The organism is Veillonella parvula (assembly GCF_018366295.1).
Classification (GTDB): domain Bacteria; phylum Bacillota; class Negativicutes; order Veillonellales; family Veillonellaceae; genus Veillonella; species Veillonella parvula_P.
This window is the reverse complement of sequence record NZ_JAGZIJ010000002.1, coordinates 12,932-36,440: the sequence shown is the minus strand read 5'-3', so window position 1 is coordinate 36,440 and position 23,509 is coordinate 12,932. Positions and strand designations below refer to the sequence as shown.

Sequence of the window (23,509 nt, the reverse complement as noted above, 5' to 3'; positions counted from 1 at the left end):
TGAATTAGTGAGAGAAAATGAATAAACTAGAAGAGATAAGATGTTATCTAGACATGAACGAAGAGGTTGAGTTTAGATATAAAGGATTAGAGTGTTTTATAACTCCAAATAGTGTTATTTGGGAGTTTTGGATTAATGATGAATGTGTCATTAAAGAGCCAGATTTAGACACTTTTTTAATGATACCTTGCTTAGAAGATCACACAATTAGTGATATTTTTGCTAATGAGTTATATGATGAAAAATCTTTGTACATTTTTTAAACCTTTAATATCAGTGTTTATAAGGTAATTGGCAGCATCTTAAGGCTAAGTATGTTTGACTAGAAAAATTAGGAAGGAGTAAACATCAATGAGTGATTCGGGTGCTTCTTTATATGATGAAGTTTTTGAAGGCTTGAAATGTAACAGAGAGTTAGAAATATATTATAATGATTCCACATATGGGGTTGTTACTTATAGGACGTTATGGCAACTCTGGAAAGATGAGGATCTTTTAGTAGAATGTAATGATTTTTTACCATTATTAGAAAATCCATTAATAAATGGGAGGAGTTTAAAAGATATTATAGAGCAGAGCGAGTGTGGATTGCTTTTAATGTAAAGGGTCTGAATTATAATCTAATGAAACTATAGAAGGAATGTAGATGATAGAATTAGACTCTATTAAGCAGATAAAAAGTCCAAGTTTAGAAAATGTTATAATTTTTGCTTTGCGATGTGCAAATTATATGATTATAAATGATAAACTTAATGGTTTAATTGTTTTGGACCTGGAGTGGAGAGAAGTTAATAGAATTTATATAGGCGAACAATTATTACTTATTGAAGCAATTTACACAGATGTGGTGAGAAATAGAATTGTATTTAAGTTAGAGTCGTCTTTATGCTTTGTAGATATCGATGCACATTTTGTTAAGATAATACCTATTCCTAATAATATTAAGGAATTCTATTTTTATCAATTATATAAATTTAGTGATGACATAATTTTAATGCGTACCAATAAAGGGGTAGTATCTTTGTCATTGATTGATTATTCTGTTCGTATTATAGATGAAATAGCAGACTATGATGAAAAATTTGCATATTTTGTTTATGAAAGTGAAATAAAAGAGTCCTTTCTTCATAATGGAAAATTAGTATGCTTGGATACAAATAATATTACGATATTAGATAATCTAAAAAAGATTCAGATTCAAAACCCTATTTCTGTTCCGTATTATGACATATCTGTGACTGATAAATATGGATTAGCTGTTGCAGAGAATCAATTACAGATTTTTAATCTCAATGGAGATATAAAAAGCAAGATATTATCATATAAAAGACCATGGTATGGTGGGAGAGCTGATATAGTTGAAAAAGATGATGGACTTCATCTATATGTAATAAGTCGTAATGATTTGGACGAATTAACAAGTCTTTCAGAATATGTAATGCCGTTTGATAAGATGCCTAATCATGTAGTGTTGTTATAAGATTTATATTTAGAAAGTCGTTTCTAGAAATGTCGGTTCTTTTACATCTGTTGCGGCAAGTGAGAGTGTGCTACAGATAAAATTAAATCTGATTAAAGAAGGATGTAGATAAGTAATGTATCAAGATCTGATTATAATATTGGGGATTATATTTCTCATATACAAACTTATTACGCATGAAGGTAAGCTTAGTATGGCTAGAGTTATTGCAACGTTTTCTATTATTGTCGGTTGTGGATTAGTATTGCTGAGTAAACTGATATCTCCATTTGTTTTACTATTTTGGTGGCTAATATGTATCGGGATTTCTTTGATAGGAATGTATTTTGTGCCAAGTAGTGAGAATTATGATGAGGATAAAACTCAAAAGCATCAAAAGCTATATAGAGGGGCTTTATACTCCTGGATATTTATGATAGCTTTATATATTTTTCTATATATTTTGATTTATTATTAGCTATATCCTTATTATTGAGCTAAGTATAATACCAATATAATATCAGGTGTATAAATCCACAAGGGAGACGCTAGCGTTAATATTCAAACACTGTAACGAGATACAAATGATAGCTTGAATAAGCTTGATGAAATCTTTGATAACAAGAAAATTGAAGAACGTCAAGAATTATCTAAATTATTTGCAAAAGAAGCCTTTGGCCAATTACATAATTTGAATCCAACCTCTAAAGAAGGTAAAGTTGCAAAAGCGATAGCCCATGGCATAGTCGCTGAAGTATCTTCCCGTATGGCAGGGAATAAACCAGGTAGTGGTTTTTATGCTGGTGCTACCAATGAAGCATTAATTGGAGAAATTCAAAAAATTGCAAAAGAAAAACCTGATGTAGCTCAAACATTAAGTGCATTACTAGGTGCTGCTGTAAATGGTACTTTAGGTTATTCTCCTGTAACAGGTGCAGCTGAAGCACAATATGGGACTAAATGAAATCAATTGAGTGAGCATCAGATAGAGTCTTTAAGAATTGCAATTATTAGAAACCTTGATAATAATGGTAGTGTTGAAGAGTTAATAAGAATACTTGAAAATGGCGTAACTATAAGTTATATTCAAGAAGCTGAGAATCCTTTTCTTAGTAAAAATGTAGATGGAACTTATACTATTAAAGCTGAAGGTTATTTTTATGATGATGATATGTTTCTAGGGGTTAAAGGATTAGGAGCAAGGATAGTCAATAAGCTAGGCATAAATTATCATGTCACTCTTATGAATAAAGATGTATCATTAGGTACTACAATCATACTAGATGAAATGGCTACTTTGGCTAGAGCCAAATACAGTAATGGATCCAATAATGAAAGATTCATTTTTGTTGATACATCTGATAAAGTGAGTGTAATGCCTGTATCTGAATCTAAGTCTATATTTGTTTGGACTAAGGATGCCTTAGGCAAGTCTGTTGCTCAAAATGTATTATCTGAAGTAGCAAATCAACCATGGGTTGGATATGTGTATTATGCAGAGAACGCATCAAAAATTACTCGAACTGTAGCGAAAGTTGGAGGGCCTGTTTCAATAGGTTTCTTACTTAACGATATGCAAAATGATTACCAAATGTACAGTGGGCGTGAACTAGTAAAGGCTTGGGGAGCTAATTTGATTCCAGTAGCTACTGGATTAGGGGGTGGAGTTGTAGGAGGTAGTGCGGGCCCTGTAGGGTTTTTGCTGTTGGTGTTGCTGGAGCGTCATTTGGGGATTATTATAAGGATAGAATCAAATCTAATTTAAAAAAGGATATAGAGAAGTAATGCTTCAGGACTTAATTATAATAATAGGAATAATATTTTTTGTATACAAATTAATTACTCATGAAGGTAAGCTTTCATTAGCCAGAATTGTGGCAATGTTAGGTATGTCTATATGGCTTGGGGTAGGTTTGCTCCATGAAGTCGTTTCGATATTTGTATTATTCTTTTTGTCTTCAGTTGTTATGGGGATTTCTTTAATCGGAATGTATTATATACCTCGTAGTGAAAATTATGATGCGGTTGAAACACAAAAGCATCAAAAATTATTTAAAGGCGCCTTATACTCTTGGCTTTTTCTAGTAGCCTTATACATATATTTATATGTTTTAACCTATTATTAAATATTATACTTTTGCTTGGATTCGTTTAGCGTGAGTTTTTGCAAGTGGTAATCTAGAATTCGTGAGAAATCTGGATTTGGTATTAGACATGCGGATATTAAAAAATATTCTTATTACTATTCTAATTTTATTTCCTTTTTGTTGGTTCTATAATTTTGATTTAGATGGCACAATGAATTGGGCTTTAGGGCGATATGAATGGCCGTATCAATTTAATATGGCATTACGGGATAATTGGAAAAGAGTAGGAATAGAAGGTTATGTCTTTTCTTATGAAACACATTTTCCTTTTATATATGTTTATGGGGCTGGAGGGTTCACAAAAATATTAAATGTTCCGTTTATAGGTTATATAGAGAAACTACCCAATGATAGTTTTTATAATCAAAAAGGATACGGTGAAAAGTTAAGTTATGCTGATGATACAATAGCTGATATGAAAAAAGCCTATGGTAGCACATTAGTTATTTATACATCATTTAATGATTTCTCTATACACGACCAAGAAATTTTTAGAAATATGGTAATAAATACAAAAGCAAATGATTATAGATCTCCATATAACGCAAACGCTATTCAAGAAGGATATATTAATATTATTAAAGTTTTCAAAGGGTTAGAAGCTTTATTAGGTCAAAAAATTACAATCTAATTTTTTTAGTCTTATAAAACTCAAAAGAACGCTATAGTCTAATCTTCAGTAATAAGTAGTACTGAAGGTTTCAAGACTATAGCGTCCTTTTATTTTCCGTTCATTTGAGGTATGAGAGGATGTTACAGATATGTCATAGAGGTGAGAGATTTTATTTCATGCGAACTGCTTCGGCAAATTCGTCTTCGGTCATGAGTTTTTCTTCCAAGATGATTTCTTTAATAGAGCAACCGCGTTTGTACGCTTCTTTTACCACCTTAGCGCTCTTGTCGTAGCCAATATATGGTGTTAAGGATGTAGCAATCATGAGAGATTGTTCTACGAAGAAGTTGAGTTTTTCAGGTACAAATTCTACGCCGTCGATACAATGTGTTGTGAAAGAGTTCATAGCATCTGCGAGGAGGCGACAGCTTTCAACAAAGTCATAGATCATGATAGGCATATACACGTTCAATTGGAACGCACCGCTGCCTGCACAGAGCGTCATAGTTGTATTGTGGCCGAATACTTGGGCGCATACCATGGTCAAAGCTTCACATTGAGTAGGATTTACCTTGCCTGGCATGATGGAGGAGCCCGGTTCGTTTTCAGGAAGATGCCATTCGCCGTAGCCACAGCGAGGACCAGAGCCTAAGAAACGGACGTCGTTGGCGATTTTAAATAGGGTAGTCGCTAATGTGTTAAGTGCACCGTGAGCCATCATAAATGCATCTTTGAGAGCAAGTCCTTGGAATTTGTTATTCTTAACACGGAATGGAGCACCTGTTACCTCTGGCAATACAGTTTCCATAACGTCTAGATAGCCTTTAGGTGTGTTCACACCTGTACCGACCGCAGTACCACCGAGTGCTACGTCGAGTAGGTGGTCAGCATTTTGAAGGAGCATAGTTTTGGCAGTTTTTAGGCCGTCCACAAAGGCGCTAATTTCTTGGTCTACCATGATAAAAGTAGCATCTTGTAGGTGGGTACGACCAACTTTTTGCAATCCTTTTCCTTTTTTTTGCAATTTTTCAAAGGATCCGATAAGGCCGTCCAATGCAGGAATTACGCGTTTTGTAATTTCAAAGTATGCACAGATATGCATTGCCGTAGGGAATGTATCGTTTGTACTTTGGCCGCGGTTTACATCGTCGTTAGGATGAAGTGGATTGGATTCATCTAACTGTTTAGCTCGGTGAGCGATGACTTCGTTCACATTCATGTTAGTTTGTGTGCCAGAGCCTGTTTGGAATACGGTTAACGGGAATTCTTCATCCCATTTGCCATCCACGATTTCATCTACTACTTGAGCGATGAGTTTCGCTTTTTCCTCAGTTACTGCGCCACACTTTGCATTGGTTAAAGCACATGCTTTTTTTACAAGCGCAAGCGCCTTGATTTGTTCAATAGGGATGCGGTGGTCACCGATTTTAAAATTATTGAACGAGCGTTGCGTTTGAGGTCCGTAAATTCGTCTAGCGTCGACTTCGACTGGTCCCATTGAATCATATTCAATTCTTGTTTCCATAATGTTTACAACCTCCTTAAAAGACATGCCGACCCTACTGTCGGTACTTTAATTATATAAAATCCTGTATATTTGTACAGAATAAAAGAGAATGATTTCTATTTTCATATAATTGATAGGTGTATATGCATAATGCGCATATAAGAAAGGGGAAGTATATTGTGCTTTCCTTCTCTCCATACTTTATGATTTCAATCTATATGTAAGATTGATAATGCGTTATATGTAGAAAAATTATAAATTAAATATTTCATTTGGTGAATAATGAAAGGTCTATTCTTAGGGTAAACGATTAGGTATATATTAGCGTGGGGGTCCTCCAAAAACGACTTAGCGGCCCTGCGAAGCAGGGTGGGTGGCTTTGGAGGCTTTTGGAGGGCTACCACGCTTAATAAAGTATTTTGGATACAGAATAGACCTTTCAAGATATTTGTGGGAAAACTTAAATTTATAATTTTCATATGTATACATTATAAATGTCGCATATATATTGAAATCATCGCTTTAACACGATAAAATGGAAGTAGCTTAGTATATTGTTTTAAGTTTATGATTTCACAGAGGAGGTAAGTACTTATGAAACATGACTTTACGAGCCATGACCTTCATCTGCCGGAACTGACGTTACGTGGGATGCTACTTGGTGCATTGATTACTGTTATTTTTACAGCGTCTAACGTATATCTCGGTTTGAAGGTAGGTTTGACGTTCTCGTCATCCATTCCGGCAGCTATTATTTCAATGGCAATTTTACGGTTCTTCAAGGATTCTAATGTTCTTGAAAATAACATGGTACAAACGCAGGCTTCTGCGGCTGGTACATTGTCCGCCATTATCTTTATTTTGCCAGGTTTACTCATGCTTGGGTATTGGAATGGCTTTCCATTCTGGCAAACATTCTTGCTCTGTGCCTGTGGTGGCTCTCTAGGTGTATTATTCACCATTCCATTGCGTCGTGCCATGGTAGTGAATAGCGATCTACCATATCCTGAAGGTCGTGCAGCAGCAGAAATTTTGAAGGTTGGCTCTCACAATGGTGAACAAGGCCCTCAATCTAGCTCCGGTATGACAGACATCGTGTCCGGTGGCTTTGTAGCTGGTCTTATTAGCCTTTGTGCAAATGGTTTCAAAGTACTTGGCGATAGCATGAGCTTCTGGATTCCTGTAGGTAGCAAAGGTATTACTCAAATTCCTTTGGGCTTCTCTACAGCGTTGTTAGGTGCTGGTTACCTTATCGGTATCGCTTCTGGTATCGCTATCCTCGTCGGTGTACTCATCGCATGGGCTGGCTTCGTGCCTTACTTCACTAACATGTTTGCTCCAGATGGCGGTGCTACTGCCAAGTTTGCAATGGCTGTTTGGAAATCTAAAGTTCGTTTCATCGGTGCTGGTGCTATTGGTATTGCTGCGATTTGGACTTTGATTACCTTAATTAAACCTATCATCGAAGGCATGAAGATTTCTGTAAAATCTATGAATAGCAGTTCCACAGAACGTGAATTGCATCGTATGGATACAGATATGAGTACAAAATCCGTTTTAGGTGTATTCATACTTATTCTTATTGGATTAGTATTTACATTCTGGGATTTCGTATCTGTCGTACCTATTAGTGCAGGTTTAATGTGGACACTCGTTGTAGTAGGTATCGTAGTAGCTTTATTGATTGGCTTCTTCGTAGCTGCAGCATGTGGCTATATGGCAGGCCTTATCGGTACATCTGCTTCTCCAATTTCTGGTATCGGTATTTTAGCGACTATTATTTCTTCCTTGGTTGTATACTTTATCGCAGCGGAAAATAATTTATTTGCTACACAAGAAGGTGTTCAGTTCGCTACCGCTATGGCTATCTTTATGACATCCGTAGTTATTGCGATTGCATCTATTTCTAATGATAATTTACAAGATTTGAAAACTGGCCAACTCGTTGGTGCTACACCTTGGCGTCAACAAATTGCCTTGTTACTTGGTTCTGTAGCTGGTGCCATTGCAATTGCTCCAGTTCTTAACTTGCTTTACCAAGCATATGGTTTCACAGGTGCGTTACCACGTGCTGAAATGGATCCAAACGCTGCATTATCTGCTCCTCAAGCGACTTTGATGACTACCATTGCGCAAGGTATCTTCAACTCTAGCATGGATTGGGATTATATCTTAATCGGCGTTGGCGTTGGTGTTGTGGCGATTATCGTCAACTTGATTCTTAAGAGCACAACTGCTACCTTAACATTGCCTCCGTTGGCTGTTGGTATGGGTATTTATTTACCACCTACTTTAGAAGTACCGCTTATTATTGGTTCTTTCATCAGCTACTTCGTAGGTCGTTATCTTGTAGCTCGTGCTAAAATGCGTGCCGGTGAGCTTGCTGACTACGATGTAGAGCAATCCAATCGCCGCGGTGTTCTCTTTGCTTCTGGTCTGATCGTTGGTGAAAGCTTGATTGGTGTAATCATAGCTGTTATTATTGTATTGTCTGTTACAACTGGTGGTGGGGAATCCCCACTTGAATTAGTAGGTCCTGAATTTGAAAGCACAGCACAATGGTTAGGATTGCTTGCATTCATATTCGCTGGTCTCTATCTTGTTCGCCGTGTTGTTACACACAAGTTCAATAAAGAAGAAGCTCTTGCTATGAAAGCTGAGCAAGAACAATAAGAGGTTAAACAATGAAATTAAAACAGTCTGTACTCATCATTATGGCTGCTGCATTGCCAGTAGTCTCCTTCGCAGCAAGCGAAGTAATACCTGTAACGCAAGATACTGTAAATGTACAAGCAAATCAAACAAATGCGAAACGTGTAAATCGTAATGATTTAACATATCGTATTTCTAGCACTGCTACACCTGAGCAGAACCGTGCGTTGCGCTCTAAAGCGTCTAAAGTAGATCGTAATGCAGTGGAAGTGGTAGCTCCAAATGCGGATCGTTATATGGATCGCAAAGAGGTTGCTGTATCACCTGTGGAATCTACTACAGATCATTTGGATTTAGTATTCCCAGAGGTTAAATCTGTTAGCCCTACGGTAGAAAAAGCAATCAATACGACCATCAAAAAGTATGTTTCTAAAATACAAAATGATGTAGAAAAGTTAAATGCTAAAGAATCTGATAAAACAAATGTAGTTATGTACTATGATGTTAAAACAGATAAAAACGGCATTTTCAGCGTATTGATTCACACATATACAATGCGTGATCATGATGCCAATGGTGTAAACTATGTAAAAGGCTTCACATTTAACACCACAACAGGTCGACAATTGTCCTTGTACGATCTTGGTGGTCTTAATAAAAAAGAATTGGTGAATGCGATTAATAATAATCAAGATGTGAAAGATAAATTAGGTGGCGATGTAAATATCGATAAAATGCCTACTGAATTCTACACAACAGATGATTATTCCGTTGTAATGATCTTGCAACAAGACGTAGATTCAATCCATAGCGCAGGTACGGTATATGTACCAGTTGGTATCTTGCGTGACCGCGAAAATGATGTAACAAAAAAATAATCGAACTGTGTAAATTCGATTATGTGTGTATAGTAACAGCTGTTTAATTGTGAAAAGAACCGCTCCTAAGGGGGCGGTTCTTTTTTTCTATGTTATTGTTTGTCGTTATAATAGTTTACGCGCGGTGGTAATGGGAATTGAATATTTCCGTCTGACTTTGTAAGCGGTTCTGGTGGTAATTGTAAGAATACATTATCATGGAATTTCTTTTTAAATGCTTTCAACGTCGATTTTTGAATAGAATCAACGGTAATGAGAAGGGCACTCGTATCAGTATTTGGGGAGATGGAAAGAATCTTTCCTTGAGGTTCTTTTTGTTGGTAAAGGGCAATGGCATCGGATTGATACTCTTCTAGTTGAGCCTGATTTAATTTACCTTTTGATACGACTACAGTTCTATCTAGCTGTGGATCATGTGCCTCTGTAATTGCGTTGGAGACGAGGTCAGTTTTCTTTTGATCTGTTAAAGATGCATGTAATTGGCCTGCCTCCCAGAAGAGGGCCCCGTCTTGACGGAATTTGGTGAAATCATTGCCATAGCCTAATGCTTTGTCGATGATATTAGCTGTTTTGTTTTCTACTTGTTGCTTGAACAATGTATTGTGGAAGGCAAGTGCTTGTTCTGTTTGTGTCATGCGGTACGCAATTTCCGCTGCTTCTGCACGAGTTACATATTTTTCAGGGTTAAACAATGTACCTGGAGCGTAGTTTGTGAACCCAAGATAGGCAAGCTCGCGAACGGCATCTTGTGCCCAAGGAGCCACGAATTTTTGGTCTCCATAGGATATATTATCAAGAACTGTTGGGTCTTCAGTGGTATATCCTAAATAATGGATATAGTTATCTGCTACTACAGCAAACTCTTGGCGAGACATATATTTTTCTGGTTTATATGTGTCATCGCCATATCCGCTGATGATATTCTTGCGCGCTACAGATTCAATAGCAAGAGCAGACCAACGGTCAGATGTAATATCTTTAAATTTACTTGATAAAAAGGCGGCCGTACCATCATCCGTGATATTGTTGAAGAGCGCTGCTACTTCTTCACGTGTCATAGGTTGGTTAGGTCGGAATGTACCATCGGAATACCCCTTCATTAGGTTTGCTTTTGTTACAGTGCTAATCGAGTTAGCCGCCCAAAAATCACTAGGCACATCTGTAAAGATGTGGGCGCGGATTTTTTGAATATCTTGAGGTGTACCAATAGAGGTGTTTATAATTGCAGGTGATGCAGTATTAGTAGATTTAATTTTAGCTGTTTCGATTTTGGTTGTTTCCGTTTTAGTAACATCCATTTTAGCTACTTCTGTTTTAGCTACATTTGCTCTAGTAGTTTCCATTTTAGTGGCTTCAACAGTAGTTGCAGGAGCATGAGTTGTAGTGGTTGTGTTTGCAGAAGCAAAACCAAGGCCTGTTGTAGTCAATAATGTGCCGAGTACGAGGGCACGTAATGCGTGAGGGGTATTCTTGTACATAAAAATCCTTCCTAATCATGGTAAAGGCTAGCGCTTGATAGCCGTAGAATATAAACTTTCACCAGCATAAAAAGCTATATCCGTCGCATCATAGTCAATTAGTTGGCATGCATAGTGATATACAACAAAGCAGCGTAGTACTATCGAGTATACGCTGCCTTGGCTGGTTAAGTGTAACGCCGATTAGCGTTTTACTGTCATTTTTACTTTGGAACCGAATAATTTAGAGATCCCTTGTTGTGTTTCTTTAGACGCTGTAGATACAACTGCGTAAAGTTGGTTATTTTCTACATCAGGGAATGTAGCTAGAATTGTACCTGCTTTTTCATTTTTGTTGTAGTAGTTGCGGAAGTTTGTATCGATTGCATCGTATTCAGCTTGGCTGTATTGGGAGGATTCAACTACAACATAGTTATTTACAGTAGAATCACCACGGTTTGCAAGGTTAGCTTTTACTGTGGAAATATCGCTGTCTGTTTTCAAAGCTACGTGTAATTGATTGTCACGCCAGTACATTACGCCATAATTTTGGAATGCATCTTCTGTTTTATAAGTTTTATTTAATTCAGAAAATACTTTGTCTTCTAATGCAGCTTGTTGTTTTTGATCAAGTGCTTTTAGTGTGCTGCGACGAACAGGGCGAACTGTGTGAGTAGGCTCAGCTTTTTCCGCTACTGCAGCATTTTTGTTGCCCTTTAAGTCTTTGTCAGCTTTTTTTGCCTCAGCTTTGGCTACTTTATCTGCCTTTTCTGCCTCTTTTTTCATGTCTTTATCAGTTTTGGACATATCTTTTTTTGCATCTTTATTTACTTTGGAGGCCTCTTTTTCGATTGCTGTATCAGCTTTCTTTATATCTTCTTTTACAGTTGTTTCAGCTTTAGCTTCAGTTGTACTGTGTTTCGGTGTTGCAAGGCCAGCACCATTAAGCATGCGGTTCAAGATTGTTGCCGCTTGTGCTCTTGTTACAGGTTGTTTAGGGTTAAAGTTTTCTGTTGCCCCAGATGCTACGATGCCACGTTGAGCCATGTATTGGATATCTGCCAAGTAAGCAGAGGAGATGCTAGCTTCGTCTTTAAATGTTACTTTTTCTGCTTTTACAGGTGTAGAAAGATTTAATTTTTTAGCTAGGCTAGCGGCGGATGCAACGAATTGTTCGCGGTCCATAGTTTTGCTAGGTGTGAAAGCTGTTTTAGATGTGCCTTCCATTACGCCTGCAGCACTAACTAATTTGATAGCAGAGCTAGACCAACGATCTGCTTCCACGTCAGAGTAGGAGGTAGAGGATTCTTTTGTTGCAATCTCCGCTAATTCTTGTTCGTTTAAGTTGTGTTGTAGCACTTTGCCATAAATAGCAGCTGCTTGCTCACGAGTAATTTGTGCACTAGGTTTGAATGTATTATCAGCATAACCAGAAAGGTAACCGGCTTGTGTCATTGCTTGGATAGCATCGCGAGCCCAGTTATCTTTTGTGTCGGGGTATATACCAGCAGGTAAGTTTTCTTTAGCTTTTACAGCTTTTTTACCTTCTACCTTTACAGCATCTTCTTTTACATCATTTTTTACAGAAGTATCAATGCGTTTAACGTCATTTTTTACAGAAGTGTTAACGCGTTTAGCATCGTTTTTTACGGATGTATCAGTGCGTTTAGCAGCGTTTTTAGCAGATGCATCAGCATGTTTTGCATCACGTTTTACAACTGTGCTACCATGTTTAGCATCATTTTTTACGGATGTATCAATACGTTTAGTATCGTTTTTAACAGATGTATCAACACGGTGTTCATCCGCTTTAGCAGAAACTTCAGCTCTAGTAGCCACATTAGATACTTCGGATTTTATATGAGTCGCAGTTGTTTCAGCGTGAGCCATGCTGAATGTAGAGCCAAGGGCCAATGTAATTGCTAAAGACAAAGATAATTTATTTAGTTTCATGAAAAGGGCTCCTTTCAAACTATACTTATATAAAATAAATTATAACACTTTTTAAATTTATACACTACTATAAGAAAATGTAATATATAAGGATAAAACTTACATGAATTTGAAAAATTAAGTTTGATTATATAAATATAGAATGAAATATAGATAAAAGTTGATTTTCTAGTAGTTAAAAATGCAAAATGATAAACATTCGCAAAATCTAGATTTCATGGGGCTTTTACAAGAAAAAATGATAAATGAAATAATAGATGTGATAAAATTCAATGTTTACTATTACAAATAGTCATAACGATATAAGAAATAAAAGGGTACATACGAATATAGCAATTCTTTGGACAATATCTACATGATTAATTTATAATTATAGCGATGAGCTTTTGAATATTTATTTGAAAGCATAAGTAATGTTCAGGGCAGAAATTTAGTCGAAAAATTCACTACTAAAAATTGCCATAACACATACATATCAAAATTTTTTATTAGGTTAAGTACTAGAAAAGACGAGGAAGATAATATGAAAATTCATCTTTTCCAACAGTGTTTGATTGACATGTTCTACCCTCATGTAGGTATGGCTGGTGTAGAAGTACTTGAAAGATTAGGTTGTGAGCTTGTAGTACCTAAGAAACAAGTATGCTGTGGACAAATGTTTACTAACTCCGGTTACAATGACGCAGCTATGGATGCAATTAAGAATACAATCGAATGCTTTGAGAACGCTGAATATGTAGTCAGCATGTCCGGTTCTTGCGCTTTTGCAATCCGCGATGAATATCATCATTTCTTAAAAGATCAACCAGAGTGGTTGGCGCGCGCAGAAAAATTGAGTGGTAAAATTTACGAATTCACTCAATTTATTACTGACGTATTAGGTGTTGAAGATGTAGGGGCTCGTTTCAACGAATCCGTAACATACCATACATCTTGCCACGTAACTCGTTTGATGGGCATTAAAGAGCCTCCTTTCAAACTCCTTAAAAACGTTAAAGATATCAACTTGATTGAATTACCACGTGCAGATCGTTGCTGTGGTTTCGGCGGTACTTTCTCAGTTAAAAACCCTGAAATCAGTGAAGTTATGACACGCGAAAAAGCATTGGAAATTGCTGGCACAGGTGCCAACGTTATCTCCGGTTCTGACCAAGCGTGCTTGATGAACATCGCTGGTATGCTTGATCGTCTTCATAAAGAAGGCGAAATTGATCGCCGTATCAAAGTTATGCATATTGCTGAAATCTTAAACTGCCGTTAAGGAGGAGACGACATGGCACTTATATATGACAATCGCCCCTATAAAACACGTATAAAAGAATGTTTGGCTGACGATTTCAAAGTTGCAGCTATTAAAAAAGCACAAGACGTGTTTTATGATAAACGTAATACAGTAGTTGCGGATGTTCCTGAATGGTTAGATTTCCGCGCTGAAGCGGCTAAAATTCGCGATCACGTACTTAACAACTTGGATTACTATGTAAGTCAATTTGCTGACAACGCTGAAAAAGCTGGTTCTAAAGTTCACTTTGCGTTCGATGACAAAGAAGCAACTCAAATTGCATTAGATATCCTTCGCCAACGCGAAGCAAAAATGATCGTTAAATCCAAAACTATCTTAACTGAAGAAATTGGTTTGAACGAAGTGTTAGAAGAAGCTGGTATTGAAGTTAACGAAACTGACTTGGCTGAATTTATTTTGCAAACTGCAGTAAGTCCTCCATCTCACATCGTAGTACCAGGTCTTCACTTTGAACGTAACAAAATTCGCGAAATTTTCGCTGAAAAATTAGGTTATACAGGAACTGAAAACCCTACGGAAATGACTCACTTTGTACGCGGTTATGTACGTGAGCGCTTCTTAAAAGCTGATGTAGGTGTTAACGGCTGTAACTTTGCAGTTGCTGAATCTGGTACATGTACAATCGTTTCCAACGAAGGTAACGGTCGTATGGCTAGCTCTATTCCTAAGACTCAATTGATCTTCTTAGGTACAGAACGTATTGTTCCTGATTTTAAAGCTCTTGATGTTATGATGGAAATGTTGAACCGTTCTGCAGTAGGTTCTAAAATTTCTAACTACTTCTCCATGATGACTGGCCCTGCGCGTTCTAGTGAAGCTGATGGTCCCGAAGAAACTCATATCATTATTATCGATAACGGACGCTCTGGCATCTTGGGTGGGACATTCCAAGAAATGCTACGTTGTATCCGTTGTGGCGCATGCATGAATATTTGTCCTGTATACCGTCACGTTTCCGGTCATGGATATGGTTCTGTATATCCAGGTCCAATGGGTGCTGTATTGACTCCATTATTCAAAGGTTACGATGTAGCCGGCGATCTTCCATATGCTTCTACATTATGCGGTGCATGTACAGAAAACTGTCCAGTAGCTATTCCATTGCATGAATTGTTGATGGAGCACCGTCATATCATGGCTGATATTGAAAAGACTCGTCCAAAAGCAGAAGAAGCTATCTTCACAGCAGCTGCTAAGATGTTTGGTAATGCAACATTATTTGATCTTGGCACAAAAGCTGGTGCTATCGGTATGAACTTAATTAGTAATAAAGAGGGTAACATGCCTGAATGGACTCAAGCTATTCCAGTTATGAACGGTTGGACTAAATCTAAAGAATTGGGTTCCTTGAAATTCAAGAAATTCCGTGATTTGTATGCTGAACATGAAAAGAACAAGAAGAAGGAGAAAAAATAATGGATGTAGCTAAACGTAATCAATTTATTGCACGTTTATCTCGTGCATTAGGCCGTGATCAAGAAATGTGCCCTGCTTTTGTAGAAGGCTTTGATTATAGCCATGGTCCTCAAGAAACTATGTTCCAAGATTTGAATCGCGATCAAATTTTGACAATGTTTAAGGAACAATGTCAACGTGTTGGTACAAAATTCGTTGAAACTACACCTGACAAACTAGGTGAAACAATTTTGGCAGCTATCGACGACTGGGGAAACGGTAAAATTGTATTCCCAAGCTCTCCTGAAGTAGAAGAATATAAATTAAAAGAATTGTTCGAACAAGATGCAACTAATAATGGCGGCACTCGTACATACTTCCAATGGGATCCAGCTAAAGGTCGTGAAGAATGTATTTCTAATACTGCTAATGCTGATATTGGTATTACATTCCCATACTGCGGTATTGCGGAAACTGCTACTGTAGTACAAGCTTCTGGTGAGGATTCTGGCCGTGTGATTAGTTTGTTGCCTACAACACATATTGCTGTGTTGTATACTGACACAATTAATCCACGTATGACACAAACAATGGAACATTTGGCTGAACGGTATCATAACGATCCAGCTAAGTTCCCTACAAATATCTGCTTGATTTCTGGTCCGTCCCGTACAGCGGATATCGAATTGGTAACTGTAGATGGTGCTCATGGTCCTATCCAAGTAACCTATATCTTAGTTAATAGATAATATAATAGCTAGATTTACTAAAGGCGATTTTCTTTTAGAAAATCGCCTTTTGGTGCATATATTACAGAATACATTAAATGTTATCAAAAATTAAATATTGTACTTGTATTTTTTTCGATATATGCTATACTAAGTTCATAACCTATTGTTGTGATATGAATTAAAGAGGTGTATTATGAATATTCCATTCTTTACAGATTACCTCATGTTAAGCAATCCATTAAGTATTGGTATTATCGCGGTGTTCGTGCTCGTGTTAATAGGTATTTATGTATTGCAACGCAAGGGCACATCCTTCGGTAATCTCGTTATTATTGGTACTATTGCTGGTGCCGTACTTGGTATAGCGGTCCAAATTATTGCAGGCTTCCCTGATGATCCATCCAAAGTGGTTTATATCAAGGAAAGTACAAAGTGGTTCTCTCTCGTAGGGGGCGGTTTCATTGACTTAATCCGCATGCTTGTTATTCCTATCGTTTTTATCTCTATTGTTCACGTTATTTTGCACATGGAGGCAGGTGCTAACCTCAAAAAGTTAGTAGTTGCTATGATTTCTACGAATCTCGGCATGGTAGCCGTTGCGGCTATAGTCGGTCTAATTTTGGGGAATGCCTTCGGTTTAGGTCAAGGTTTTGATATTGTTGAATCTGGTAAGAAGATTCGTGAAATCAAACCTATGGTTGATACATTCCGAGCACTAATTCCAAGCAATCCAATTCAAGCGGCTGCTGAAACAAATGTTATCGGCATTGTTGTATTTGCAATTATCTTGGGTAGCGTAGCTCGTCTATTAAAACAAACAGGGACAAACTCTATGGAGGTATTCACAAAACTATTTAATGAACTTCACCAGTTGATTTCCTGGGTAGCTGATTTCATTATTGGTCTTATGCCATATGGTGTAGTTGCCTTATTAGCTTCTACATTGGCAACACGCGGTGTACAAGCTATTCTCGATATGGGCTTGTTCGTAGTATTGCTTTACGTTGGTCTTTTGATTATGTTTGTTGTACAAGCGATCTTGATTACTAGCTTTGGTTACAATCCGATTACATACTTCAAGAAAGCGAAAGCACCACTCTTATTGGCGTTTACTTCTCGTTCTTCGATGGGGGTATTGCCATTAACTGTAGAGACCTTGACAAAACGTCTTGGCGTAAATGCTACAACGGCTAATACGGTAGCTTCCTTCGGTACTACTGCGGGCATGCAAGGTTGTGCCGGCGTATTCCCTGCACTTGTTGTTGTTTACATTTCTAATGTAGCGAATATTCCATTCGATATGACTATGTACATCATGAGTGTTATCGTTATCGCTATCGGTTCCGTTGGTATCGCAGGTGTGCCAGGTACGGCTACAATGGCTGCATCCGTATCCCTTAGTGGGACAGGCCTTGGTGCATACTTCACCTCCATTAGTCCAATCTTAGCTATCGATCCATTGATCGACATGGGCCGTACATGCTTGAACGTATCTGGTTCCTTAACAAATGCTCTCGTAGTAGATAAAATCATGGGAACTATCGATAAAGACGCATACAATAATCCTAACGAAGGTCGCGTATAAAAACTAGCAACACTTAATCATATAATTATTATAAAAAGGGGTTGTAGCTGAATGTGGTAAAACCACATTTGGTTACAGCTTCTTTTGCCTTTTTAAAAGTGATAATTATTACAGATTGTAAACTATATTATTAATAATCGATATTGAAATTGTGAGCTTAGCTACTAACATACTTATGCATATATGGTATACTAAGCGTTATAAAGTTACGAATTATGCTTAATAAATATAAGCCAAGAGGGTAATAGTATGATTACACAAGAATTGAAAGATCGATTAATTGCAGATTATCCAAAGTTTGAGGATATGACACATAAGTTCTATAAGAAAGAACTATCCATTGCAGACTATAAAGGACAATCTGGTGCTTATGGTAGTTACGCTGAGCGCGGTGCAAATACTGGCATGAGCCGTTGGCGCTTCAACGGTGGTCGCATGACGCGCGAGCACATGCAGTTTTTAGCGGACTCCATTCGTAAATATAACCTGCAACACGTACATTTCACTACCGGCCAATGCTTACAAATGCATGGCCTTGATGGTGATACTATATTGAGTCTCTATAAGGAATGTTATGACCACGGTATCTATAACCGTGGCGCTGGCGGTGACAATCCCAATGTGGTGGCTAGTATTTTACGTGGCATTGATCCTCGTGAAACTTTAGATATTACGCCATATGCAACAGCTATTAGCGTATTTCTTATGGAGCAAATGTTCTATATCAAGATCCCTCGCAAATTTAAAATGGGTATAGATAATGGTTTTGATAGTACCCCACATTCTACGTTCAAGGACCTAGGTTTTAACTTAACAAAACACAATACTTTTGATGTGTATGCTTGTGGTGGTATTGGTCCTAATCCTCGCATTGGTATTCCGGTGGCACATGATGTAGCGCCTGAGGATGTTTTGTACCATGTGAAAGCTATGCTTATGGTTTTTGCTAACCATGGTAACTTCAAAAACCGCGGTAAGGCTCGTACCCGTTATATGCCTGCTGAAATGGGTGGGGCGGAAGCTTTCATCAAGATCTATGAAGAAACTCTAGCTATGGTAAAAGAAGTAGAACACCTAACTATTAATCCAGCTGATTATGCTTATGAAATTACAAAAACTGGTAAGCGTGATGATTCTGTGGAAAATTATCGTATTCACCGTCAAAAACAAGAAGGTTTATATTACGTAGAATACCATCCAGCAGGTGGTGATGCGAACGTAGAACACTTGTTGGCTGCCCTTGACTATGCGGTGACACTTGACCAAGTAGAAGCACGTATTGCGCCAGACCAAGCATTGTTCTTCATTAATCTTACAGCTGATGAAGCACGCAAAATTGCGGAAATAACTGATGATAGTGCCGAAAATGATTTCCGCCGTTCCGTATCTTGTGTTGGTTCTACTATATGTCAGATTGGTATGCAAGACTCTAACGGTCTGTTAAAAGATATCTTCGCACACCTTGAAAAAAAGGGTGTAGACACAAGAAAACTACCTCGTTTACATATATCCGGCTGTCCACATTCTTGTGGTACACACCAAATCGGTGAAATTGGATTCCATGGTGCTGTAAAATTAGTAGATAAAAAACCTATGGTAGCATTCATCCTTGTAGATGGTGGATCAGAACACATGGGTTCTGAAAACTTCGGTAAAATGGCTGGCAATATTGTAGCTACAAAAATTCCAGAATTTTTGGAATCTTTGGCAAATATTCTAAACGAATCTCCAGAACCAGACTTTGGGACATGGAGAATGACACACAAAGCGCAATACATGGAACTTATAAAAGCATTTGAGTAAATATGTAAAAGCATTTGCGTAAATATGTTTGGGTTGCTTGTGATGGGGCCCACTTAGATTGCGACAACTTAATAAATAATAAAAAGAGTTCCCTCTTTGCTCCGTTCTTCGCAAAGTCGCTGCATAGGGAACTCTTTTTATTATTTGAGCGTCTGCTATTAACCAGTCCCATCACAAGCTACATCTGATATTTACTCAATATGCTTTTATATGATGGGGGAAGCTTTTAGAAAACTAGGTATTTCTTTGCTCCGTCCTTCGTAAAGTCGCTGCAGGGGTATCCAGTTTCATTTTTATAACACCTGATGTAAATTAGTCCCATAGCAAAGCGACTTACCCTACTAATATACAGAGCGGCCCCATGACAAGCTACATTCGATATTTACTCAATATGCTTTTATAATTAGAGGAGCGGAGAGGCGAGAGCGGTTAAGTAGTTTTGACTGAATTTGCATCAAGACAAGCCAGTAGATTAGCCTCTGGCTAGTCCTTCCCATACGGTGGGCATGGCGCCACTACTATAAAGTTTATTATAATGTGTAAAATGATAGTGTTTTCTATGATTTATTTCAAGGTGTAATTGTAATGACTCTATATAAGTATTAGCTAGATTATTTACGCTTTTGGATGGGGCATCTTTATAAATACAGTGATAAAAAAGTAAGAATACGCTTGTGCAACGACTTTGCGAAGAACGGAGCAAGCAAGCGTATTCTTACTTTTTTTACCAAGTTGTATTAATGAAACGGGGCCCCATCCAAAAGGCAAATATAGGAACAGGGATTAGCTCCATTACAATTAGAATAATTGTTTAAAACTAGATATGACTTGATTTTGTATGTTATAATAGGCTTTATAGTAGTATTTGGAGGATATTCAGATGTTATTTACCGTCAATACAGAAGTCTGTACACGATGCGGCCTTTGCGTTGCTGACTGTCCGACCGGATTGCTGGTGATGTCCGATGCTGGACCTGTAACTGGCAGGGGAGGTTGTATCTCCTGTGGGCATTGTATTTCCGTATGCCCAACGCTTGCTCTTGATAGCGATATGACACCGCGTAAGGAGCAAATCGATATTACAAAGGAACCTAAGTTAACGCCTGAGCAAGCTGAGCTATTCATGCGTAGTCGTCGCTCTATTCGTAACTATCAAAATAGACCAGTCCCTGTAGAGCTCATTCGCAAAGTGCTAAACGTTGCAAGAATGGCGCCAACAGCGACTAACACACAAGGTATTTCGTATATAGTAATCCGAGATAAACAAACGTTGCGCCGTATTGCTGATCTTGTTCTAGAGTGGATGCATCTGGCTGCAAAAACAGTACCGATTATGCGTCTCTATGCTCGTGCTGCTCAAGCAGAGGTAGATAAAGGCAAGGAGTATATCTTGCGCGATGCGCCGGCTCTCGTAGTGGCAATTGGCTCTAAAAAAGATATTCATCGTACCCATGATAGTGGTCACTCTTGCTTGTCTTATGCTGAGCTATATGCGCCGACTTTAGGCCTTGGTACTTGTTGGGCTGGTTTCTTTGAACATGCTGGAGAAGCTGAATACCAACCATTATTAGATGAATTAGGTGTACCTGATGATAAAATTGTAGCTGGTGGCATTCTTATGGGATATCCTAAAGTACGATATCGCAATATTGTAGAGCGTCAACCATTAGATGTTACATTTGATACAGAAGAGTAAAAAAGAGATGCCCCAATGATTGTAATCATTGGGGCATCTCTTTTTAGTTATATAGTGACGATATAAACTTTATTAGTTGGCAGTTGTAATAGTGCCTTTGAATGTTTCGTCGATGTATTGTTTAATAGCATCAGATTTGTAAATATCTGCAATTTTTTTGTATGTTTCGTTGTCTTTGTCTTCACTACGAACTGCAAGTACGATAACTGTTAGTGGTTCATCTTTAGATTCGAAGAAGAAACCTTGTTTTTCTACACTAAGACCAGCACTTTGCACATAGTTCATTGGAATAACTGCAATTGTTACATCATCTAGACTACGAGGTAATTGAGCTGCTTCTAGTTCTTGAATCTTTATATTCTTCGGGTTAGATGTGATATCTGCAACTGTTGCTTTGAAGCCGACACCATCTTTTAACGTAATTAATCCAGCTTTAGCTAATAATGCTAATGCACGACCACCATTAGTAGGGTCATTTGGGATAGAAACAGTAGCGCCTTCAGGTACATCTTGTACGCTGTGTACGCTATTACTATATAAGCCCATACGCACCAAAATTGTTTTACCGATTGCTACTAAGTTGGAACCATTTTGTTTGTTAAAGTTTTCCATAAATGGTACATGTTGATAAGCATTCAGTTGAATATCGCCATCTGCAAGGGCTTTATCAGGTGTTACATAGTCTGAGAATTCAACTACTTTAAGATCGATTCCTTGTTTTTTAGCTTCTTTTGCTACAGCTTCAGCTACTTGTGCATGAGGACCAGATGTAGCACCTATTTTGATTTCTTTTTGTGTTTGTGTTGATTGATTTGATGTACTACCACAACCAGCGATAGCAAATGCAAGAGCACCGATAAGTAATGGTGCTAACAATGTTTTTAATTTCATATAATCATCCCTTTCAAGTCTTATAATGGTTATATCCTATCATGGATGAAGGGGATTTGTATATGATAAAAGCATATCAGTTAGCTATAGATTAAAACTATGGTGAAATTCTAGCTCATTTATAATACAATTCAATATAATATATTGATTAATGTGTTATATTGAATGTGTGATCGCTAGGTAGTAAATTTATATTTTAAATATTTTTGTATAATTCTAATATGGATTCATATATCTATATGTCGGATTAATGGAGGATGTATGTATAATTTTGATTTTTATAACCCTACACATATCGTATTTGGTAAAGACCGTTTAGATGAATTAGATACATTGGTACCAAAGGATGCAAAGGTGCTCATTACTTATGGTGGTGGCTCCGCTGTGCACAGTGGTCTTATTGATCGCATTGTGAAAGCTCTTGGTAACCGCAAGGTTGAGCAGTTTGGTGGTATTGAGCCAAACCCATCTCTTGAAACTTGTGAACGTGCGGTAGCTTTCATTAAAGAACATGGCGTAGATTTCGTTCTCGCTGTAGGCGGCGGTTCTGTAGTAGATGCTACAAAACTTATCGTTATGGGTGCTACCTATGATGGTCCCGTTATTGAGGTAATGAAAGTTGGTGTGCCAGAGGTTCCGGTAGACATGGTACCAAATCCATTACCATTTGGCACAGTTATGACACTACCTGCAACTGGTTCCGAAATGAACAATGGTGCAGTTATTACTTATGGTGACGGTAAATACCCTGTATTCAGTAGCTTAGTATTCCCTAAGTTCTCCATGCTTGATCCAACATTGACTTTCACCTTGCCTGAAAGACAAGTTAAGAATGGCGTTATCGATACCTTTGTGCATACCACAGAGCAGTATTTAACATACCCTGTAGAAGGTCGTATTCAAGATCGTTTCAGCGAAGGTATTTTAAAAACTATGATTGAAATCGGCAAAGAAACAGTAGAAAATCCAGAAAACTACGATATTCGTGCTAACCACGTGTGGGCCTCTACATTGGCATTAAATGGTTTAATTGGTGCCGGCGTGCCACAAGACTGGGCAACTCATCTGATTGGCCATGAGTTAACTGCGGCGTACCATCTTGACCATGGTATTACATTGGCTATCGTATTACCTGCATTGTTAGAAGTGAAAAAAGCAGACAAACTTGAAAAATTGGCACAATATGCTACACGGGTATGGCATATTACAGAAGGTACAAACGAAGAAAAAGCGGACAAGGCCATCGCTAAAACTCGTGAATTCTTCGAGTCCCTTGGCGTATCTACGCATTTGAAAGACTATGGTCTTGGTGAAGAAGCAGTTGATAAAATTGTGAAACAATTAGAGGACCATGGCATGACACAACTTGGTGAAAATGGTGATGTAACACCAGAAGTAGCTCGCGAGATTTTAATGCGTGCCTTATAATTAAGGGGATT

21 protein-coding genes are annotated in these 23,509 nt (G+C 37.8%); 17 read left to right on the top strand and 4 right to left on the bottom strand.

Annotated features, from left to right (window positions below; genetic code table 11):
• Nucleotides 1-17: 17 nt before the first annotated feature.
• From KHY58_RS03200 to KHY58_RS03165, 8 genes are all read left to right on the top strand, one after another.
• The gene (locus KHY58_RS03200) at nucleotides 18-263 is read left to right on the top strand and encodes a hypothetical protein (RefSeq protein WP_038150490.1); all 246 of its coding nucleotides are present in this window, start codon (nucleotides 18-20) and stop codon (nucleotides 261-263) included.
• An 88-nt stretch (nucleotides 264-351) separates the two neighbouring features.
• Entirely contained in the window at nucleotides 352-603 is a 252-nt protein-coding gene (locus tag KHY58_RS03195) for a hypothetical protein (RefSeq protein WP_004698184.1), read from the top strand.
• A gap of 43 nt (nucleotides 604-646) precedes the next feature.
• Complete coding sequence (locus tag KHY58_RS03190) at nucleotides 647-1,480, top strand: hypothetical protein (RefSeq protein ID WP_278471969.1); 834 nt, start codon at nucleotides 647-649, stop codon at nucleotides 1,478-1,480.
• 193 nt (nucleotides 1,481-1,673) lie between these two features.
• Nucleotides 1,674-1,937: a hypothetical protein gene (locus KHY58_RS03185; RefSeq protein WP_229039608.1), complete on the top strand. Its 264-nt coding sequence runs from the start codon at nucleotides 1,674-1,676 to the stop codon at nucleotides 1,935-1,937.
• 114 nt (nucleotides 1,938-2,051) lie between these two features.
• Nucleotides 2,052-2,423 carry a hypothetical protein gene (locus KHY58_RS03180; protein WP_004698225.1) on the top strand — a complete coding sequence of 124 codons (372 nt, stop codon included), beginning with the start codon at nucleotides 2,052-2,054 and terminating at the stop codon, nucleotides 2,421-2,423.
• Nucleotides 2,424-2,429: 6 nt separating this feature from the next.
• Nucleotides 2,430-3,224: a hypothetical protein gene (locus KHY58_RS03175; protein WP_004698307.1), complete on the top strand. Its 795-nt coding sequence runs from the start codon at nucleotides 2,430-2,432 to the stop codon at nucleotides 3,222-3,224.
• A gap of 19 nt (nucleotides 3,225-3,243) precedes the next feature.
• Entirely contained in the window at nucleotides 3,244-3,585 is a 342-nt protein-coding gene (locus KHY58_RS03170) for a hypothetical protein (RefSeq protein WP_038150492.1), read from the top strand.
• 172 nt (nucleotides 3,586-3,757) lie between these two features.
• Nucleotides 3,758-4,237: a hypothetical protein gene (locus tag KHY58_RS03165; RefSeq protein WP_229039607.1), complete on the top strand. Its 480-nt coding sequence runs from the start codon at nucleotides 3,758-3,760 to the stop codon at nucleotides 4,235-4,237.
• 151 nt (nucleotides 4,238-4,388) lie between these two features.
• Here the strand turns inward: KHY58_RS03165 and KHY58_RS03160 are convergent, their stop codons facing one another.
• Complete coding sequence (locus KHY58_RS03160; protein WP_004698284.1) at nucleotides 4,389-5,744, bottom strand: class II fumarate hydratase; 1,356 nt, start codon at nucleotides 5,742-5,744, stop codon at nucleotides 4,389-4,391.
• A 576-nt stretch (nucleotides 5,745-6,320) separates the two neighbouring features.
• Between KHY58_RS03160 and KHY58_RS03155 the strand changes: the two genes are divergently transcribed.
• Nucleotides 6,321-8,399, top strand: coding sequence for an OPT family oligopeptide transporter (locus KHY58_RS03155; RefSeq protein ID WP_120054951.1), 2,079 nt, complete (start codon nucleotides 6,321-6,323; stop codon nucleotides 8,397-8,399).
• A gap of 11 nt (nucleotides 8,400-8,410) precedes the next feature.
• A complete protein-coding gene (locus KHY58_RS03150) occupies nucleotides 8,411-9,256 on the top strand; it encodes a hypothetical protein (RefSeq protein ID WP_278471963.1) in 846 nt (281 codons plus the stop codon).
• A 92-nt stretch (nucleotides 9,257-9,348) separates the two neighbouring features.
• Here KHY58_RS03150 and KHY58_RS03145 read toward each other — a convergent pair whose 3' ends face one another.
• Together KHY58_RS03145 and KHY58_RS03140 are read right to left on the bottom strand one after the other, a co-directional pair.
• A complete protein-coding gene (locus KHY58_RS03145) occupies nucleotides 9,349-10,734 on the bottom strand; it encodes an S-layer homology domain-containing protein (protein ID WP_278471961.1) in 1,386 nt (461 codons plus the stop codon).
• Nucleotides 10,735-10,917: 183 nt separating this feature from the next.
• Nucleotides 10,918-12,666: an S-layer homology domain-containing protein gene (locus KHY58_RS03140; RefSeq protein WP_008714802.1), complete on the bottom strand. Its 1,749-nt coding sequence runs from the start codon at nucleotides 12,664-12,666 to the stop codon at nucleotides 10,918-10,920.
• A 523-nt stretch (nucleotides 12,667-13,189) separates the two neighbouring features.
• Between KHY58_RS03140 and KHY58_RS03135 the strand changes: the two genes are divergently transcribed.
• From KHY58_RS03135 to KHY58_RS03110, 6 genes are all read left to right on the top strand, one after another.
• The gene (locus KHY58_RS03135) at nucleotides 13,190-13,927 is read left to right on the top strand and encodes a (Fe-S)-binding protein (RefSeq protein WP_004694880.1); all 738 of its coding nucleotides are present in this window, start codon (nucleotides 13,190-13,192) and stop codon (nucleotides 13,925-13,927) included.
• Between the two features lie 12 nt (nucleotides 13,928-13,939).
• Nucleotides 13,940-15,385 (top strand): LutB/LldF family L-lactate oxidation iron-sulfur protein, encoded by a 1,446-nt coding sequence (locus KHY58_RS03130; RefSeq protein WP_278471959.1) that lies wholly within the window; start codon nucleotides 13,940-13,942, stop codon nucleotides 15,383-15,385.
• Nucleotides 15,385-16,113: a LutC/YkgG family protein gene (locus KHY58_RS03125; protein WP_058948152.1), complete on the top strand. Its 729-nt coding sequence runs from the start codon at nucleotides 15,385-15,387 to the stop codon at nucleotides 16,111-16,113. Before KHY58_RS03130 ends, KHY58_RS03125 begins: the two co-directional genes overlap by 1 nt.
• A gap of 175 nt (nucleotides 16,114-16,288) precedes the next feature.
• Complete coding sequence (locus KHY58_RS03120; RefSeq protein WP_004694886.1) at nucleotides 16,289-17,680, top strand: cation:dicarboxylate symporter family transporter; 1,392 nt, start codon at nucleotides 16,289-16,291, stop codon at nucleotides 17,678-17,680.
• Nucleotides 17,681-17,929: 249 nt separating this feature from the next.
• Nucleotides 17,930-19,483 (top strand): nitrite/sulfite reductase, encoded by a 1,554-nt coding sequence (locus KHY58_RS03115; RefSeq protein ID WP_123138143.1) that lies wholly within the window; start codon nucleotides 17,930-17,932, stop codon nucleotides 19,481-19,483.
• An 880-nt stretch (nucleotides 19,484-20,363) separates the two neighbouring features.
• Nucleotides 20,364-21,179, top strand: coding sequence for a nitroreductase family protein (locus KHY58_RS03110; RefSeq protein ID WP_004694890.1), 816 nt, complete (start codon nucleotides 20,364-20,366; stop codon nucleotides 21,177-21,179).
• A gap of 72 nt (nucleotides 21,180-21,251) precedes the next feature.
• On the opposite strand, the gene KHY58_RS03105 is transcribed toward KHY58_RS03110, so the two are convergent.
• Entirely contained in the window at nucleotides 21,252-22,070 is an 819-nt protein-coding gene (locus KHY58_RS03105; RefSeq protein ID WP_004694891.1) for a MetQ/NlpA family ABC transporter substrate-binding protein, read from the bottom strand.
• Between the two features lie 261 nt (nucleotides 22,071-22,331).
• Between KHY58_RS03105 and KHY58_RS03100 the strand changes: the two genes are divergently transcribed.
• On the top strand, nucleotides 22,332-23,498 hold the full coding sequence (locus KHY58_RS03100) for an iron-containing alcohol dehydrogenase (protein ID WP_004694893.1): 1,167 nt from the start codon (nucleotides 22,332-22,334) through the stop codon (nucleotides 23,496-23,498).
• Nucleotides 23,499-23,509 lie beyond the last annotated feature (11 nt).